14 protein-coding genes are annotated in these 17,165 nt (G+C 66.3%); 3 read left to right on the top strand and 11 right to left on the bottom strand.

The features are described 5' to 3' along the window. The first annotated feature begins 322 nt into the window (after nucleotides 1–322). Nucleotides 323–463, top strand: coding sequence for a hypothetical protein (locus ACWEVR_RS12780; RefSeq protein ID WP_452467083.1), 141 nt, complete (start codon nucleotides 323–325; stop codon nucleotides 461–463). A gap of 21 nt (nucleotides 464–484) precedes the next feature. On the opposite strand, the gene ligA is transcribed toward ACWEVR_RS12780, so the two are convergent. From ligA to ACWEVR_RS12725, 11 genes are all read right to left on the bottom strand, one after another. After that, nucleotides 485–2,599, bottom strand: coding sequence for an NAD-dependent DNA ligase LigA (ligA, locus tag ACWEVR_RS12775; RefSeq protein ID WP_452467082.1), 2,115 nt, complete (start codon nucleotides 2,597–2,599; stop codon nucleotides 485–487). A 132-nt stretch (nucleotides 2,600–2,731) separates the two neighbouring features. After that, nucleotides 2,732–3,799: a methionine synthase gene (locus tag ACWEVR_RS12770; protein ID WP_452467081.1), complete on the bottom strand. Its 1,068-nt coding sequence runs from the start codon at nucleotides 3,797–3,799 to the stop codon at nucleotides 2,732–2,734. Nucleotides 3,800–3,837: 38 nt separating this feature from the next. Beyond that, nucleotides 3,838–4,953: a tRNA 2-thiouridine(34) synthase MnmA gene (gene mnmA, locus ACWEVR_RS12765; RefSeq protein ID WP_452467080.1), complete on the bottom strand. Its 1,116-nt coding sequence runs from the start codon at nucleotides 4,951–4,953 to the stop codon at nucleotides 3,838–3,840. Then, nucleotides 4,953–6,158 carry a cysteine desulfurase family protein gene (locus ACWEVR_RS12760; RefSeq protein ID WP_452467079.1) on the bottom strand — a complete coding sequence of 402 codons (1,206 nt, stop codon included), beginning with the start codon at nucleotides 6,156–6,158 and terminating at the stop codon, nucleotides 4,953–4,955. The genes mnmA and ACWEVR_RS12760 overlap by 1 nt, the downstream gene beginning before the upstream one ends. Before the next feature lie 900 nt (nucleotides 6,159–7,058). Then, entirely contained in the window at nucleotides 7,059–8,696 is a 1,638-nt protein-coding gene (locus ACWEVR_RS12755) for an acyl-CoA synthetase (protein WP_452467078.1), read from the bottom strand. Nucleotides 8,697–8,723: 27 nt separating this feature from the next. After that, the gene (locus tag ACWEVR_RS12750; RefSeq protein ID WP_452467077.1) at nucleotides 8,724–9,839 is read right to left on the bottom strand and encodes a cytochrome P450; all 1,116 of its coding nucleotides are present in this window, start codon (nucleotides 9,837–9,839) and stop codon (nucleotides 8,724–8,726) included. A 115-nt stretch (nucleotides 9,840–9,954) separates the two neighbouring features. Beyond that, entirely contained in the window at nucleotides 9,955–11,154 is a 1,200-nt protein-coding gene (locus tag ACWEVR_RS12745; RefSeq protein WP_452467076.1) for a cytochrome P450, read from the bottom strand. Continuing rightward, nucleotides 11,148–12,299 carry a cytochrome P450 gene (locus ACWEVR_RS12740; protein WP_452467075.1) on the bottom strand — a complete coding sequence of 384 codons (1,152 nt, stop codon included), beginning with the start codon at nucleotides 12,297–12,299 and terminating at the stop codon, nucleotides 11,148–11,150. Before ACWEVR_RS12740 ends, ACWEVR_RS12745 begins: the two co-directional genes overlap by 7 nt. 18 nt (nucleotides 12,300–12,317) lie before the next feature. Beyond that, a complete protein-coding gene (locus ACWEVR_RS12735; RefSeq protein WP_452467074.1) occupies nucleotides 12,318–13,010 on the bottom strand; it encodes a maleylpyruvate isomerase family mycothiol-dependent enzyme in 693 nt (230 codons plus the stop codon). Nucleotides 13,011–13,018: 8 nt separating this feature from the next. Further along, on the bottom strand, nucleotides 13,019–13,861 hold the full coding sequence (locus tag ACWEVR_RS12730) for an acyl-CoA thioesterase domain-containing protein (protein ID WP_452467073.1): 843 nt from the start codon (nucleotides 13,859–13,861) through the stop codon (nucleotides 13,019–13,021). A gap of 134 nt (nucleotides 13,862–13,995) precedes the next feature. Further along, a complete protein-coding gene (locus tag ACWEVR_RS12725) occupies nucleotides 13,996–14,787 on the bottom strand; it encodes an SDR family NAD(P)-dependent oxidoreductase (protein ID WP_452467072.1) in 792 nt (263 codons plus the stop codon). A 136-nt stretch (nucleotides 14,788–14,923) separates the two neighbouring features. On the opposite strand from ACWEVR_RS12725, the gene ACWEVR_RS12720 reads away from it, so the two are divergent. Continuing rightward, nucleotides 14,924–15,400 (top strand): nitroreductase family deazaflavin-dependent oxidoreductase, encoded by a 477-nt coding sequence (locus tag ACWEVR_RS12720; RefSeq protein WP_452467071.1) that lies wholly within the window; start codon nucleotides 14,924–14,926, stop codon nucleotides 15,398–15,400. A gap of 60 nt (nucleotides 15,401–15,460) precedes the next feature. Continuing rightward, nucleotides 15,461–17,149 carry a carbamoyltransferase N-terminal domain-containing protein gene (locus tag ACWEVR_RS12715; protein ID WP_452467070.1) on the top strand — a complete coding sequence of 563 codons (1,689 nt, stop codon included), beginning with the start codon at nucleotides 15,461–15,463 and terminating at the stop codon, nucleotides 17,147–17,149. The last annotated feature ends 16 nt before the right edge of the window (nucleotides 17,150–17,165 follow it).

The following is a 17,165-nucleotide window of genomic DNA, read 5'->3' as shown; positions in this document are numbered from 1 at the left end:
CCCTGGGCGGCTGAGAGTCGCTGGGTCTCGGGGAAGTGTCCAGGTTTGCGATCGTGTGCATGTCGCGCGCGGGGGTGTGGGTCTGGCGTAGTCTGGCCGAAAATCGGTGAGAGGCGGAGCTGCAGTGATGATTCGTGGGCTGGTTGTTGCGGCGTTGGGGGCCGGGGCCGTGGTTCCGGTGCTGATGGTGGGTGCGCCGACCGCGGCGGCCGATCCCTGTCCGGACGGGACCGCACGGGTGTTCCTGGGAAACTCGACGAACAGTTGCCAAGGGGCCGGGACCGTCAGCTACACCGAGGCACCGGTGTCGAAGGTGTGCTCGATGACCGGTAGCGACGTCGTCGTCGACATCGAGGGCAACTCGAAGAAGACGCACCGGCACGTGGAACTCACCAACGGCCAGTGCGCCCAGTTCGACATCCGCACCCAGATGGCGAACACGGTCACCGTCACCCCGCGCTGAGCCGAACCCGGCCCGGGGTCGCTACTCGGCTTCTGATTCGGCCGGTGTGCTGACCGCTTCCGGCCCTTGCTCGAGCAGCAGGCGGAAACCGTCCTCGTCGAGGATCGGGACACCGAGTTCTTCGGCCTTGGCCGCCTTGGAACCGGGGGAATCGCCGATCACCACGAACGCGGTCTTCTTCGACACCGAGCTCGCCGCCTTGCCGCCGCGGACCAGGATCGCCTCCTTGGCGCCGTCGCGGGTGAAGGTCTGCAGCGAGCCGGTGACCACGATCGACAACCCCTCGAGGGTGCGTTCGATCGAGGCGTCGCGCTCGTCCTCCATGCGCACACCGGCGGCCCGCCACTTGTCGACGATGGCGCGATGCCAGTCGACGGTGAACCACTCGACCACGGCCGCGGCGATGGTCGGGCCCACCCCGTCGGTCGACGAAAGTTCTTCCCCCGTCGCGGATTCGATGCGCTCGAGGCTGCCGAACTCGGCGGCCAGCGCGCGGGCGGCGGTCGGGCCGACGTGCCGGATGGACAACGCGACAAGCACCCGCCACAGCGGCCGGTCCTTCACCGCCTGCAGATTTTCCAGCAGCCGCCTGCCGTTGGCGGACAAGCCGCCTTCCTTGTTGGTGAACAGCGGAACCGACAGCAGTTTCTGCTCGTCGAGGTCGAACAGATCACCTTCGTCGGTGATGGCGCCGGAGCGCAGCAAAGCGTCGGCCGCCTTGTCGCCGAGCGCCTCGATGTCGAAGGCCCCGCGCCCGGCGAGATGGAACACGCGCTCGCGCAGCTGAGCGGGGCAGAACTGCTGGTTGGGGCAGCGGATGTCGGCGTCGCCCTCTTTCGCGGGCGCCAGTTCGGTGCCGCAATTGGGACAGTGGGTTGGCATCACGAACTCGCGTTCGTCGCCGGTGCGGGCGTCGACCACCGGGCCGAGCACCTCGGGGATCACGTCACCGGCCTTGCGGATGGTGACGGTGTCGCCGATCAGCACACCCTTGCGCTTCACCTCCGAGGCGTTGTGCAGGGTGGCCATCGCGACCGTCGACCCCGCGATGGTGACGGGTTCCATCACGGCGAACGGGGTGACGCGCCCGGTCCGGCCGACGTTCACCTCGATGTTCAGCAGCGTGGTGGTCGCCTCTTCCGGCGGGTACTTGTAGGCGATGGCCCAGCGCGGGGCACGGGAGGTGGAGCCGAGCCGCCGCTGCAACGCCATCTCGTCGACCTTGATGACCTGCCCGTCGAGTTCGTGCTCGATGTCGTGGCGGTGCTCACCCCAGTAGGCGACCCGTTCGATCACCGCGTCCACGCCCTGCACCAGACGGGTGTGCTCCGACACCGGCAGTCCCCACGCGGCGAGCGCCTGATAGGCCTCGTGCATGGAGGTGGGGCGGTAACCGTCGATGCGGCCGAAGCCGTGGCAGATCATCCGCAGCCTGCGCTGGGCGGTGATCGCGGGGTTCTTCTGGCGCAGCGAGCCGGCGGCGGTATTGCGCGGGTTGGCGTAGGGCGGTTTGCCTTCGGCCACGATCTGGGCGTTGAGCGTCTGGAAATCCTCGAGCCGGAAGTACACCTCGCCGCGCACCTCGAGCAGTTCCGGGATGGGGAACTGCTCGGTGGCGGTGAGTTCGGTGGGGATGTCGTCGATGGTGCGGGCGTTGAGGGTGACGTCCTCACCGGTTCGCCCGTCGCCGCGGGTGGCGGCGCGCACCAGTCTGCCGTTCTCGTACACCAGGTTCAGGGCCACACCGTCGATCTTCACCTCGCACAGGTAGTGCAGGTCGGGACCGGTTTCGGCCTCCACGCGGGCGGCCCAGGCGCGCAGTTCGTCGAAGTCGAACACATTGTCCAGCGACAGCATGCGCTCGAGGTGGTCGACCGCGGTGAACTCGGTGGCGAATCCGCCGCCGACCAGCTGGGTCGGCGAATCGGGTGTGCGCAGATCGGGGTGCGCCTCTTCCATCGCCTGCAGTTCACGCAGGAGCGCGTCGAACTCGCCGTCGGTGATGATCGGCGAGTCCCGCACGTAGTAGCGGAACTGGTGCTCACGCACCTCGTCGGCCAACTGCTGCCACCGCACCCGCTGCTCGGGGGTGGCACCTTCGGCACTCACGGAAACCGCGCTGTCGCTCTCACTCACACCCAGCACATTAGTGGAGGCCACCGACACTTTCGGCGACCGTCCGGGCCCGTCGCCGACCCGTCTTCCACTGAGGTCCGAACCCCTGGACGCCGAAGCGCCCGTCTGGTTACGGCACCGGCCAGGCGACCGCTACTCGACGTTCAACGACTCCGGTTCCTCGGCGAAGGCGCGCGCCACCTCGGCGCTGAGCGCGAGTGCGCGGCGGGACCATTCGAGAGAGGCACCGGCCAGCCCACAGGCGGGAGTCACCAGGATCTGGGTTGCCAGGGTCGTGCGGGGGAAGCCGAGCCGGTCGACAAGGCGGACGGCGGGTTCGGCGATCGCGCGCCAGGTGATCGGCGCGGCCGGCTGCTCGGCCGGGGTGAGGCCGAGGGCGATCTTCTTGCCCCGGTCGACGATGTCGCCGAGGGCGTCGAGATCGGCGGTGGTTATGGTCGCGGCGTCGAAGGAGATGCCTGCGGCGGCGGTGCGGCCGATGGTGGCCAGGGCGGGACGAGATGCGCAGGTGTGCAACAGGACCGGCGCATTCTGTGCCTCGATCACGGTGTCGAGAATGCGCAGGGCGTCGGGTTCGGGAAGCGCGCGAATGGTGTTGAGGATGCTCGGTCCCTGCAACGAACCTTCGAGCACCGTGGTGAGCTGCGGTTCGTCCAGCTGGATCACCACCTGGGCCCCTAGCCTTCTGCGCAACTCGTCCGCGTGCCGCGCCAAACCTTCGGCGAGGGATTCCGAAAGATCGCGCACCGCACCGGGATCGGTGAGAATCCGATGCCCACCGGGCAGTTCCACTTCGGCGGCCAGAGTGAGCGGCCCCGCCGACTGCAGCTTCACGACGCGGCCGGTACCGACCAGACCTGCTGTCTCCCACGCCTCTTCGATGGCGTCGAGGTCGAACTGGAGCAGATCGCGCGCTCGGCGTGAAACAGCACCGGGACGGGCGGCCAGCCGGTATCCGCGCGTTGTCGAATCGAAGCGCAGGTCGACCAGCAAGGCCGAAACCCGGCCGATCATGTCGGCGCCGATTCCGCGCTGCGGCAGTTCGACCAGGTGCGCGAGGTCGGGCAGTTCACCGATGATCGTCGCGGCGGCTTCCCTCGGATCGGTGCCCGGCCACGACCCGATGCCCGTGGCGATGCCGCCGGCGAGCAGGTCCGCGGGCGCGCTCTCCTCGGAGTTCTTGCTTCGCGACAATGTCACGTGCACAACACCTTTCGTGTCGTCGAACGGCGCGCTCCTCAGGCGGAAGCGTCGGTGATCCCCGCGTCGACCCCGGCACGATCGGTGCCGTTGATGGTGCCGCTGCCGACCACGGTGTCGCCACCGTCGGTATCGGGCAGGTAGAGCACGATGGCCTGCCCCTTCGCGACGCCGCTGAGCGGTTCACGCAGCCGCGCGACCAGCCCGTCACCCACCGGTTCGACCACAGCGGGCGCGGTGCCACCGTGGGCGCGCACCTGCACCACGCACTCGACCGGTTCGGTCGGGCGCACGCCGGAGGTCCAGATGGCGCGGTCGGCGGTGATGACGTCGACCTGCAGGTCTTCCACCGAACCGACCTTCACCGTGCCGGAATCGGGGTCGATCCCGGTGACGTAGCGAGGCTTGCCGTCGGCGGCGGTGTGGCTCAGGCCGAGGCCCTTGCGCTGACCGACGGTGAACCCGTGCACGCCTTCATGGGTGCCGAGCACGGTGCCGTCGGAATCGACGAGCGCACCGGGGCGGATGCCGATCTTGGCGCCGAGGAACGCCCGGGTGTCGCCGGAGGGGATGAAGCAGATGTCGTGGCTGTCGGGCTTGTTCGCCACGGCGAGACCCCGCTCGGCCGCCTCCTCGCGGATGCGCGGCTTCGGGGTGTCGCCGACCGGGAACATGGCCCGGGACAGCTGCTCGGCGGTGAGAACCGCGAGCACATAGGACTGGTCCTTGTCGGCGTCGACCGCGCGGCGCAGCACACCGTCTTCGAGGCGGGCGTAGTGCCCGGTGACCACGGCGTCGAAGCCGAGGGCCTGCGCGCGGTCGGCCAGGGCGGAGAACTTGATCTTCTCGTTGCAGCGCAGGCACGGGTTCGGGGTCTCGCCCGCGGCGTAGGAGGCGACGAAGTCGTCGATCACGTCTTCTTTGAAGCGGTCGGCGAAATCCCACACGTAGAACGGGATGCCGAGCACATCGGCGGCGCGCCGGGCGTCACCGGCGTCTTCCTTGGAGCAGCAGCCACGCGAGCCGGTACGCAGGGTGCCCGGCGACGCCGACAGCGCCAGGTGCACCCCGACCACCTCGTGACCGGCGTCCACGGCCCGCGCCGCGGCCACCGCCGAATCGACTCCACCACTCATGGCGGCAAGTACTCGCATCAGGCACCTCCTCTAGCGCCGGCCAGACCCGCGGCCCTGGCCCTTTCGATGACCTGCGGCAGCACGGTCAGCAATGTGTCGATATCGGCTTCGGTCGAGGTGTGGCCCAGCGAGAACCGCAGCGAACTGCGCGCCTGCCACGGTTCCACACCCATGGCGATCAGGACGTGACTCGGCGAGGCCACCCCCGCGTTGCACGCCGAGCCGGTCGAGCATTCGATACCGGCGGCGTCGAGCAGCATCAGCAGGGAGTCGCCCTCGCAACCGGGGAAGGTGAAGTGGGCGTTGCCGGGGAGTCTGCGTTCGTCGGCCGGACCGTTGAGCACAGCGTCGGGTTCCAGTGCGAGCACACCGGCGATCAGCTTGTCTCGCAACGCTTTCAGGCTGTGCGCGGCCTCGACGGAGGCGGCGCGCAGGGCAGCGGCGAAGCCGACGGCGGCCGCCACGTCGGAGGTTCCCGAACGCAGGTCTCGTTCGTGCCCGCCACCGTGGATCAGCGGCACACAGGGCACCTGCCGGCCCAGCAGCAGCACGCCGATTCCGTGCGGACCACCGACCTTGTGCCCCGCGACGCTCAGCGCGGCCAGCCCGCTCACCCCGAAAGCGACCGGAACCTGGGTCACCGCCTGGATCGCGTCGCTGTGCATCGGAATGTCGAATTCCTGTGCGACGGAAGCCAATTCGGCGATCGGCTGCACGGTGCCGACCTCGTTGTTGGCCCACATCACACTCACCAGCGCCACTTCGTCACCGTGCGCCGCGAGCACTTCGCGCAGCGCGTGCGGCGACACCACACCCTCGCCGTCGACGGGCAACCAGCTCACCTGCGCGCCCTCGTGCTGCTCGAGCCACTCCACGGCGTCGAGCACCGCGTGATGCTCGACGGAGCTCACCACCAGCCGGGTCCGGCGCGGATCGGCAGCCCGCCGCCCCCAGAAAATCCCCTTGATCGCGAGATTGTCGCTCTCGGTGCCCCCAGAGGTGAAGATCACTTCCGATGGCCGCGCCCCGAGCTCAGCCGCGATCGACTCGCGCGCCTCTTCGAGCGTCCGCCGCGCCGCCCGCCCCGACCCGTGCAGCGACGAGGCGTTCCCCACCATCCCCAAGGCAGCCGTCATCGCCTCGACAGCGGCAGGCAACATCGGAGTGGTCGCCGCATGATCGAGGTAGACCGTCTTGGGCGCACCCGAATAAGCCGACTTCATGACCGACAAAGCCTATACCACCGCTGACCTGGTCATCTTCGGGGTCCACCCCTGCCTTCTACGATTTTTCTACGATTTACCCAGGACTTCCAACACGTGTATCGCCTACTTTCATTCCCGAATCGGCGAAGAGTGGGCCGGTGAGATGGTCGAGATAGCTTGCGAGCGAAGGCCGGGCTGTCGGACCACAGCGGCCCGGCGACCCGGTAGTCAGATGATGCGAGATCCGCACCCGTGTAGATGCTCCTCGGACCGCCGACGGCTGCCTGCAGCGCACACGCCTGCTAGGCCGGGAACGCCCGTGCAGCTGCCGACAACAGCCGTGGCGGGCCGCCACCGGTGCATGCACGGGCGGACCCGAGATCACTTGGCACGGTTGTCGTCGTACCGCCGCGTAAAGGCCTGGACGAGGTCGCTTGACGAGCTGTGTACGGGCTACCCAGCCTCTGGTATCGACGTTCGAGGCCGGCTCTGGCGGCTGCGAATGCCGCCCGGCGTGTGACGGGGCGCCGGTGCGCGCTGACAGTGTTGTCCGGCCGCGGGAGCCATCGCCGGTGGAGTCGGTGTCCGTCGACGAAGCAACCGTCGCGGATCTGCGTCTCGATCAGGCGATCCCCGTGACAGTCGGGACTCCGCTCGTCACCGGTGCATCGACCTTGCACCGAGACCGGCGAAGCCACCGCCGTGCCCGCTGGTGGTGCGCCGGCGGCCGCGTCAAGACGGCGATGGTCAGCCGTTGACGTCGAAGGCGTAGAGCTGCAGGCCGTTCGAGAAGGCCTGCGACTCGACGAGACGCAGTTTCGCGGCGTTCTTGTCGGCGTCCGAGAGCTGAATGCCTCATAGCTGACCCGGGCGGCGACCTCGAGGTTCGGGAGTCGAGGCGGACCAATCGTGGAAGATTCACAGCCATCGCGCAGCGGCTGACGATGCCAGCTCTCGCGCTCGCGGGTACTGCGCCTTTCCGGCGTCGTTGCGTGGGACCTTCGGCACCGTCGTCATCACGCGCGGGAGCTTGTACCCGGCCAGCGAGGTGCGTAGGGAGGCACGGAGTTCGTCGAGAGTCAACTGGTGTCCCGGTCGTAGTTCGACGACCGCGGCGACAGCGTTGCCGAAGCGTTCGTCCGGCACGCCGACGACGATGCAGTCGTACACCGCCGCAACGGCTTTGATTGCCGCCTCGACTTCCTCGACGTAGACCTTTTCACCGCCGGTGTTGACGCAGTTCGAGCCGCGGCCGAGGAGGGTGACGCGGGCACCGGGCTCGATGCGGACGCGATCGCCGGGGACGACGTAGCGGATGCCGTTGATGGTCTTGAACGTTTCGGCCGTCTTGACGGGGTCGTTGTAGTAGCCGAGGGGGATGCGGCCGGCGCGGGCCAGTTGGCCGATGGCGCCGACGTCGGCGGTGAGATCGAGGAGGTGGCCGTTGTCGTCGAGGACGACGGAATCCGGGCCGAGGGCGACGCGGGGGCCGTCCTGTCGAACATTCTCGCGGGACTGCGCCGCTGTGCCCTGGAATCCGGTTTCGGTCGCCCCGATCGAGTCGGTGAATACGGTGTTCGGGAAATTGTCGAGCCACCTGTTCTTGACCTCGGGGCTGAATACCGCGGCGCTGCTCGCCACCACGACGAGGCTGGAACCACTGCCGAGACCGTTCGCCGTGCGTCGCTGATATTCCTCGATCAGCGGTCGGGCCATGGCGTCGCCGGTGAGGAACAGGAATTGGACGCGCTCGCGATCGATGACGTCCCAGGTGGTCGCGGGGTCGAATTTGGGTTCGAGAATTGTCAGATCGCCGACGAACAGGTGCCGGAGGAGCCCGGTCTGGGCGCCGCCGTGCATAAGGGGGCTCAGCGGGAACTTCACCATCCGGTGAGTTTTCGCGGCTGCCTCGGACTGGTCGAATTCGCCCAGGAGCGCACCGGTTTCGAAATCGGTGCCACCGCCGAACACCCGCCAATAGTCCTCGTGACGCCACATCACGCCTTTCGGGAACCCGGTTGTTCCGCCCGTGTAGATGATATGGATGTCGTCGCCGCTGCGTGGCCCGAAATCACGCGTACCGGGCCGGCCATCGATCGCCTCCGCATAGGTGAGGCCGCCGAAACCCGACAGGTCCGATTCGTCGTCGGGAGCCATGGGATCGACCAGCGCCACACACGTATGAATCCTCGGATGCCGGGGTACACAGCGCGCGAGCACCGGTGCGTAGGTGCGGTCGTGCAGCACCGCGACGGCGTCGGAATTATCGAACAGGTAGTCGAGTTCGCCTTCGACGTAGCGATAATTCACATTGATCGAAACAGCGCGCACCTTCAACGTCGCCAGCAAGGCGACCACATGCTCGATGCTGTTCTTCGCATACAACGCCACATGATCCCCGGGCCCGATCCCCCGCTCGGCGAGAAAATGCGCGAGCCGATTCGCGGCGACGTCGAGCTCGCGGAACGTGAGCGCTCGCGCCCCCACCTTCACCGCCGGAAGATCGGGTACCGAATCCGCTGTGTGCTCGAACAGATCTGCGATGTTCAGTGCCACGGTTCTCTCCTCATCCGGTGCGTTGTCTCAGCCTTCGACGCCGACCAGCAGCTCGTGCACGCCGTAGACCAACATGTCTGTCCGCAGCGGTACCTGCTCGGGTGGCACCGCGAGCGTCAGGGTCGGGAACCGCGCGAACAGTCGCGTCAGCCCGATCTCTAGTTCGGTTCTCGCCAAGTATTGGCCGATGCATTTATGTGCGCCGACCCCGAAGGAAATGTGGTTCACCGGTGGACGATCGAGGAGCAATCTGTCGGCGTCGTCGAGCAATGCGGGGTCGCGGTTCACCTCCGGGACCGAGATCATCACCGATTGGCCCGCCGCAACGGTCACCTCCCCCAGGCGAACAGATTCACTCGCCGCGCGGACCGGGCCCATATGGGCCACCGACAAATAGCGAAGGAGTTCGTCCACAGCCGCCGCGGCGGATACCTCCCCGGCACGGAATCGACGCAGCTGATCCGGCGCCGACAACAACGCGAATGTGCTCAGTGCCAACATGTTCGCGGTCGTTTCGAATCCGGCGAGCAGGAGAACCTGGCTGATCTGGAACAGTTCTTCGTCGTCGATCTCGGGATCACGCGCAAGGTCGGCGATCAGCCCACTCGACGGCGAGGTGCGGGTATGCCTGATGGCGTCAAGCAGAATCTCGCGGAGCTCGAGAATGGTCGCGATCATCGAGTCGCCCGACGCCGACAGATCGAACAATACGGAGGCCAGCCGTGCGATATCCCCGCTGAGTCGATCGGGAACCCCGAGCAGTTCGCAGATCAGGCGCAACGAAACCGGCATCGCGAACACGGCAAGCAGATCGGCTTCACCGGCGGAATCGAGCACCTCGGCCATTGTCGTGAGCTGTTCGTCGACGATGTCGACGGCCCGCGGCGCGAACTCCGCGATCCGCCCCGCCGAGAAGTACCCCGCGAGGAGCCGTCGGTACCGCGCATGGGAATCGCCGTCGAGACAGTTGAACATGCCCGGGGGTGTGCCGTATTCGCGCAGGATCGGCGGAAGTTCCCGAATCGGCGCTTCGGTCAACTTCCGGTCGGTGCTGAATCGGGAGTCTCTGAGGACGCTGCGCGCGATCCGGTAGTCGGTGACCAACCAGCCTTCGGCACCGCTGGCGAATCTGAGCGGGCTCACCGCAGGCAGTCCACGCAAACCGTCGGGTGGATCGAATGGACAGGTCCGCTCGGTCGGAATCGGCGACGCCGCGGGGTCCGACGCCGCCGCGCCCACTTCTGGTGTCATGTCACCGTCACCCGCGCCAGGCGATCGGGAGCGCACGGAGATGCCAGATGGCTGATTCCTCGTCCCAGTCCAGGTCGTCGATATCGACCGCGAGGCGCAGGCCGCTGAATCGCTCGAGCAGAACACGGAACGCCGTGTCGAGCTCTACCCTGGCGACTTTGTTCCCCAAGCAGTAATGCGCCGCGTAGCCGAGTGTCTGATGTTGGCGCTCGTCGCGGCCGAGCCGCAGCTCCTCCGGATTGTCGAAGACAGCCGGGTCCCGATTCGCGGCACCGGGCGCCGGAACGACGTACTCACCCGGTTGCAGTTGCATTCCGGCGATCTCGACGGGCTCGCGCACGAGCCACGGAATTCCTTCGCCGCCTGCCACCGAGGTGAGCCGCAAGAGCTCATCGATGATGTCGGGGATCCGCGCCGGTTCGTGACGTACCCGCTCGACGAGTTCTTCTTCGACCAGCAGTCTGGCCAGCGACTTGGCCAGCATGTTGGCTGTCGTCTCGAACCCACCCATGACCATCGCGTAGGTCAGAACCACCACTTCGTAGGTGGAAAGGGCGGTGTGCGAGACGACCCGGGAGATGAAGTCCGAGCCGGTATTCCGCTGGCGTTCGTTGACGAGCTCGATGATGTAGACACCCAACCGGGTGCTCGCCTCGGTCGCGGTCCCGGCGTCTCCGCTGTGCCCACCAGCGAGGATCGCGCCGACCATCTCGATGACGAATTCCTCGTCGGTGCCGGGTATCCCGAGGATTTGGCACAGAACACGGATAGAGTACGGCCTGGCGAAATCCCGGACGAAATCGCACCGGTCGCCACGCTCACGCATGGAGTCGACGAGTTCGTTCGCGGTTCGCAGGGCGATGTCCTCGACCTGAGAGATCATCGTGCGATCGAGGACCCTGGTCGCGGCCTGCCGCAGCGCGGCGTGTGTTTTGTCCTTCTGGCACCCGATGGCCCCCGCGAGCATCAATCCGGCGGTCAGGCGGGGCGCTTCCTCGGTATCGATACCCTGGCGGGTGAACTCGGGGCGGCTGTAGATCGCCCGGTTGTCGTCGTAGCCGGTGATGATCCAGGATTGCGGGCCGTGAGGAAGCTGGACCTTCCGTGCGCGCTCCCCCTGTGCCAGCATCTCCCGCAGCACTGGATCCAAGCCGAGTGATCGGCATGCCGCAGAAGGGAATTGGGTGATCTCTTCGTCTTTCAGCACGACTGGGACACCTTCCAGGTGATCGGGACGCGGGTCGCTCCGCCGGACAGCTCGTGGCTCAGCGGTTCGAGCTCTTCGAACGGCACAGCGAACCGCAGTTCCGGCAAGCGCCCGAGCAGCATCGCGAACGCCGTCTCCATTTCGCAGCGGGCCAGCGCGGCACCGACGCAGTAGTGCGTTCCCGCTCCGAAGGACAGATGCGACGTGGCGGGGCGGGCGGGGCAGAAGTCACCCGGGTCAGCGAAGACCGATGGATCGAGGTTTCCCGCCTCGATGTCCATGACCACCAGATCGCCGCGCCGGATCGTGCACCCGCCCAGCTCGAAATCGGCAGTGGCATAGCGTGGTACACCTGCGAGGCGACCCTGCACCGGATGCGGCAACCGCAGGATCTCTTCGACCACCCGTGCCCGCGCGGCACGGTCGCCGACGACTATCTCGGCCTGGAACTCCGGGTTGCGAAGCAGATGGACGATGCCACGGTCGATCAGTGTCACTGTGTTGATCTGTCCGGCGAAGCGCAAGCCGGTAGCCAATCCGATGACGAGGTCGACATTTTCCAGGGCAGGGTGGTCGACCCGCAGACGAATGATGTCGCTGATGACATCGTCGCCGAGGTCGGCTTCCTTCTTGGCGACCAGCTGACGCATGTAATCCTTCAGCTGCTGGTCGGCCGGCGCGGAGATCTCGGGTTCGGCGAGGTTGGCCGCCGATTGGGACAACTCTTGAATCAGCTGGTGATCTTCGTCCGGGACGCCGATCAGGCTGGAGATCACCTGCGAGGAGAGCGGTCCAGCGAAGTCCCGACGTAGTTCGGCGGGCGGTCCGGCGGCGATCATCGCGTCGATCAACGACGTCGTGATCGCCTCGACCTTGGCTTCGATCGCGTGCATCCGGCGCTTGGAGAACGCGTGCGCGACGGTGCGCCGGATAAGGTCGTCCGGCGGCGGCGGAGCGTTCGGATCGAGGTGCTTGAACCGGATGATCTCGGCGTGGGTGAACCGGGGCGGACATTCGACATCCACCGGCGGGAACCTGTTGAGTCGGCCGTCGGACAGCAGACGACGGATCGTCTGATAATCCTTCACCACCCAGCTGGGATCTCCCGCCGGTGATGTACCGAGCTCTACGACACTAGGACTCATCAGCTGCCACTCCCTTCCCTAGACCCCTTCATGTCTGCGATCCCGGCCGTAGATGTTCAGATCGGCCGGTCCGCCGACCACCTCGGCGTCGATGCGTCCCGTGGCGGCGCGCATGAATTCCAGTGGCGTACCGGTGAGCACCATCTCCTCACCGCCGCTGCCGGCCGTCAGTTCCTGGCCGGTGGACAGGACGACCCTGGTTTTCGGGTAGTCGAGGCGATCGAATTCGGTCGACAACCACTCGGTCGAGGTCGTGACAGCGCTGTCGGATAACAAAACTCGCCTGCCGAGCGCGTCGTCCACATCATCGGCGTGCACGGCGATCTCGTGCACGAGCGTGAGCACTCCGACTCCGAAGGGCTGCCCGGCGACACCGTAGGTGTCCGCTGCCCAGATCGCGTCGTCCAGCGATTCCAGGTGCGGTCGCAGACGCTGCGCGACCGAGCGGAATCCCGATGCGAAGAACTGCGGTGTGGCCTGCGGGTAGCCGCGGGCCTGCACGTCCGGCGGCCGGGTACCGATCGTTCCGTCGATGACGTCTTCGCCGGTCGCGAGTAGATGGGCGAGCACGCCGCGGACGGTCCAGCCCGAACAGCGGGTGGGGTTGTCGAGTTCGCGCACACTGATATCGGCGAAACGATCGCCGAGTTCGCCGTATTCGCGGCATGTTTCATCGATGATGCGAGACTTGTCCCAGTGAACAAGGGTCATGTCGAGTCCTAACTGGCGCGATGCGCCCGCGACAGGTTGCCTGAGTCGGCCCATTCGGGGTCCGTTTCGGAGAGGTCCAATCGGCGCTCGGCCACCGAGAGCGAGCTCACGACGGCGACTCCGAGTACGCCTTCGGCGTCATAGAGCTGAGCGACATTGACAGCCAGCCCAGCCGCGGCCAGGTGTTGGTGCGCTTCGAGCCCGAGGCCGCCTGCGGCCGGTACGCGCGTGAAAGCCGCTGTCGTGTCGTGGTTGATGTAGCCGATGCCCGTCGATCCCAAGGCGGTGATCGTGTTCGTGAGCTCGGCGGTCGCGGCCAACCGGGCGACCGAGGACATCGGCACTCCCTCGATTGCCTCGACATGATTGATCCAGATGCGTTTGCGCTGCGCGTTCTGCACATCGCGTGGCTGCTCGGTCCACAGGTCCGGTCCGGCACTGTCGTGGTTCCACCACAGGCCGGGCCTGGTCGGCGGGCCGGGCGGGCACGGTGGTCGCGCTCCGTGCTCGGCTGTCCAGAACTCGCCGGGTGGCTGTCGCGACTCGCGTAGCAGTGTGAGGGTCGCCCGCGCCACGAGCTGCCCTTCCTGGTGCGAAGCCCAGTCCAGGACTTCGATATTCGCGCCTTTGCGGGTGGTCACCACTGTGGTTTCCAGGCCCGCGAAGCGAACCGGACGCAGGAGTTCCAATGAGAAGCGGGCCGGGACGAGACCGGCGCCGGAGGCATGGTCGCCGAGCTCCTGCCCGGCCAGGGCTGCGACAGCCGTGCCGTTCACCGCCTCGGGATCCCATTGGCTGCGGGCGTAGCCACTCGGACGGCTGGTCCCCGCCGTGCGCACGAAAAGAGCCACAATTTCCCCTCCGCAGACCGTTCAGTCTGCAAATCACTCTGGGCGGTTCTACTACCCAGCGCCAGGCCAAGATTTCCCCATCGACCCGTTCACGATTCTAAGAACCGGTACCAATATGCACAGTAGAACAGGTTCTATTTTGCCGCAACAGTTTTCACCTCTTCGACCGAAGCCACCGGCGCTTCAGGCTGCACCTCCACACAGGCCACATTCATTCCCCTCGGCGCGCCGAGGACGAATTCGACCACCTGCGCGACATGGTCGGGATCCATCCGCCCCGAATGACGAGCCAGACCCCACCGCCCCCACAACCCGAACAGCGCACCGAGCTCGGCGGGCGCCCAGGTGCTCCCCATGGCGGTGCGCGTCGATCCCGGCCGCACGATCGACGTCCGAACTCCGGTCCCCTCCAACTCCTTCTGCATGGTCACCGCCAGCGCTTCCAAGGCGCACTTCGAGGCGGTGTAGGCAGCCATCATCGGCTTGAACCGGGTCACGTTCTCACTGCTGACGACCACGATGTCACCGCGACGGCGTTCGATCATCCCCGGCAGCAGAGCATGGATAAGCCGGTGTGCACCAAGCAGATTCACGTCAACCATGGCCGCAAGACCAGCAGGAGAAAGCTCCTCGACCGTGGCGATGTCGGCGTCACCGGCGCACAGAACCAGTGCGCCGACCGCACCGTGGGACTCGCCGAAACCCGCGGCGAACGCCTCGATCTCAGCGGCGGCCGTGAGATCCAGACAGACAGCTGTCGCCGCTCCGCCCTCGGCCCGGATCGCTGCGACAGTACCGTCGAGCCGCGCGGCGTCGCGCCCGGTGGCGACTATTCGGCAACCTGCCGCACCGAGGCGCAGCGCCACGGCGGCACCGATCCCCGACGATGCTCCCGTCACCACGACAACTGGTCGCTCGTGCTTCATTCAGATGCTCCCCACATGCGCTACATCGACTGTACGTAGCCTGGACAATGCCAGACATACTGCGGTAGAACACGTTACATTCTGGTAAGTGAAACCTGTTGCAGTTCTTGCAAGTTGAAGTGAGGGGAATTGTGTTATGGAGTCGCAGTCGAGGTTCGTCCGGGCGTTCGGAGACAGTCCCTACTATCTGACCCTCGTCAAATTCGCGGCCAAGGTCGACCTCGCAGCCCAGCGCCTCACCCGAGGACGCGTCGGGCTGCTGACACTCGGCGGTTTTCCCAACCTGCTGCTCACCACCAAGGGGCGCAAGACGGGAGCCGAGCGGACCGTCTCGCTGCTCTACGTGCCACACGGCGACGACATGATCGTGGTCGGCTCCAATTTCGGCCAGGCCACCCACCCCGCATGGACCGCCAACCTGGCCGCCGCAGGGCGGGCGGTAGTCCGCGTCGAGGGTGAAACGTTCTCCGTGATCGCACATCCGGTGCGCGCGGAGCAGCGCGCCGAACTGTGGGCCCACGTGATCGAGCATTGGCCCGACTACACCGACTACGCCGCCCGATCCCAACGAGAGCTGCGCATGTTCGTGCTGAGTCGCGAGTCCGAGCGCTGACGACGCCGTTCGAGAAGTCACGCTCGGTTCTCGGGCAGCCACGACACGAAGGAGGATCCGATGCTGATCTGCGGGATCAAAGCAACCCATGACGGGGGCATCGCACTTATCGACAACGGCCGGTTGGTCACCAGCATCGAAATGGAGAAGATCGACAATCTCGATCGCTATACCCCACTGGGCGACGCCGCGCGCGTCCCGGAGCTCCTACGCACAGCGGGCATCGACCATCGCGATGTCGACGCCTACGTCGTCGACGGGTGGTGGGCCCAGCCCGGCCAGGATCCGTTCGAACCGGCCGTACCGCTTCGACGCGACGATATGACCGTTCACCTGCCGGTCGCCGCCTACGCCGACTCCCCGGGCCGTTCCGAGCCGATTCAGCGCTACCACTTCGATGCACACGATTTCGGCTCGGGCAAGGGTTATACGAGCTACTTCCACAACGCCAACCACCTACTCGGGTCGTACTGTTCGAGCCCGTTCGCGCAGCGGAACGAAGACTCGCTGGTGCTCGTGTGGGACGGCGGAACGACCCCGCGCCTCTACGACGTCCGGCCCGCGGATCGGTCGGTCCGCGCCGTCTCCTCGCTGCTGCGGGTACCCGGCAACTTCTTCTCCGACTTCAACGCGCATTTCGGCCCCTTCCGTCTCGACGGCCGCGGCCTCGACATGAACGCCATGATCCGCCACCACCTTTCCGTGGCAGGCAAAGCCATGGCCTACGCCGCCCTCGGCACCCCATCGGAAGTGGCGTTCCCGGCATTCGACGATCTGCTCGGTAGCTTCCCGAGCGTCGTTCCACAGAACGCCGCAGCGATGGCTCGAGCCATACTGGCGAAACGAGATGCCTACCTACCCGGCCTGTCCGATGCGGACATCATCGCCACTTTCCAGGAATACCTGGGACAACGATTACTCGCGGCACTGGCTCGCGTCGTAGCCGAACACTTTCCCGGCGCGCCCCGAAACCTGTGTCTCGGTGGTGGATGCGCACTCAATATCAAATGGAACAGCCGGATACGAGCGTCGGGACTGTTCACCGACGTGTGGGTACCACCATTTCCGAACGATGCCGGGGCCGCCATCGGCACAGCGTGTTGCGAGATGTGGCACAACGGGCTGACAGCGCTCGACTGGTCCGTCTTCAGCGGTCCGCCCATTCGCACCGGAACGGTTCCGGAATCATGGACGGTCACGCCCTGCGATGAAGCCGGGGTAGCCAGAATTCTGCACGAATACGACGAGCCGGTCGTCGTCCTTTCCGGCCGCGCCGAACTCGGCCCACGGGCACTGGGTAATCGCAGCATTCTGGCACCCGCTCGGGACGCAGCAATGAAGCAGCGACTCAACCTGATCAAGGATCGAGCCGACTATCGACCAGTTGCGCCCATATGCCTCGCCGACCGGGCCACCGAAATCTTCACGCCGGGGGGTAGCGATCCCTACATGCTGTTCGAGCACGAAATTCGCCCCGATTGGGTCGATCGCATCCCGGCGGTCATCCATCTCGACGGCACCGCACGGCTGCAGACCGTCCAACGAACCGACGATACCGCCGCGGCCCGGATCCTGACCGCCTACGAGGCACTCACAGGCGTCCCCGTGCTCTGCAACACCAGCGCGAACCTCAACGGCAGTGGCTTCTTCCCGGATGTCGCGTCGGCCCTTCGGTGGGGTGGCACACGGTACGTGTGGTCCGACGGACTGCTCTACACCAACCCGGATCCGACCCGTTCTATTGCCTAAAACTGAAACACGTTCT

Source organism: Nocardia sp. NPDC003979 (assembly GCF_053605015.1).
This window is presented reverse-complemented; position numbering and strand designations above follow the sequence as displayed.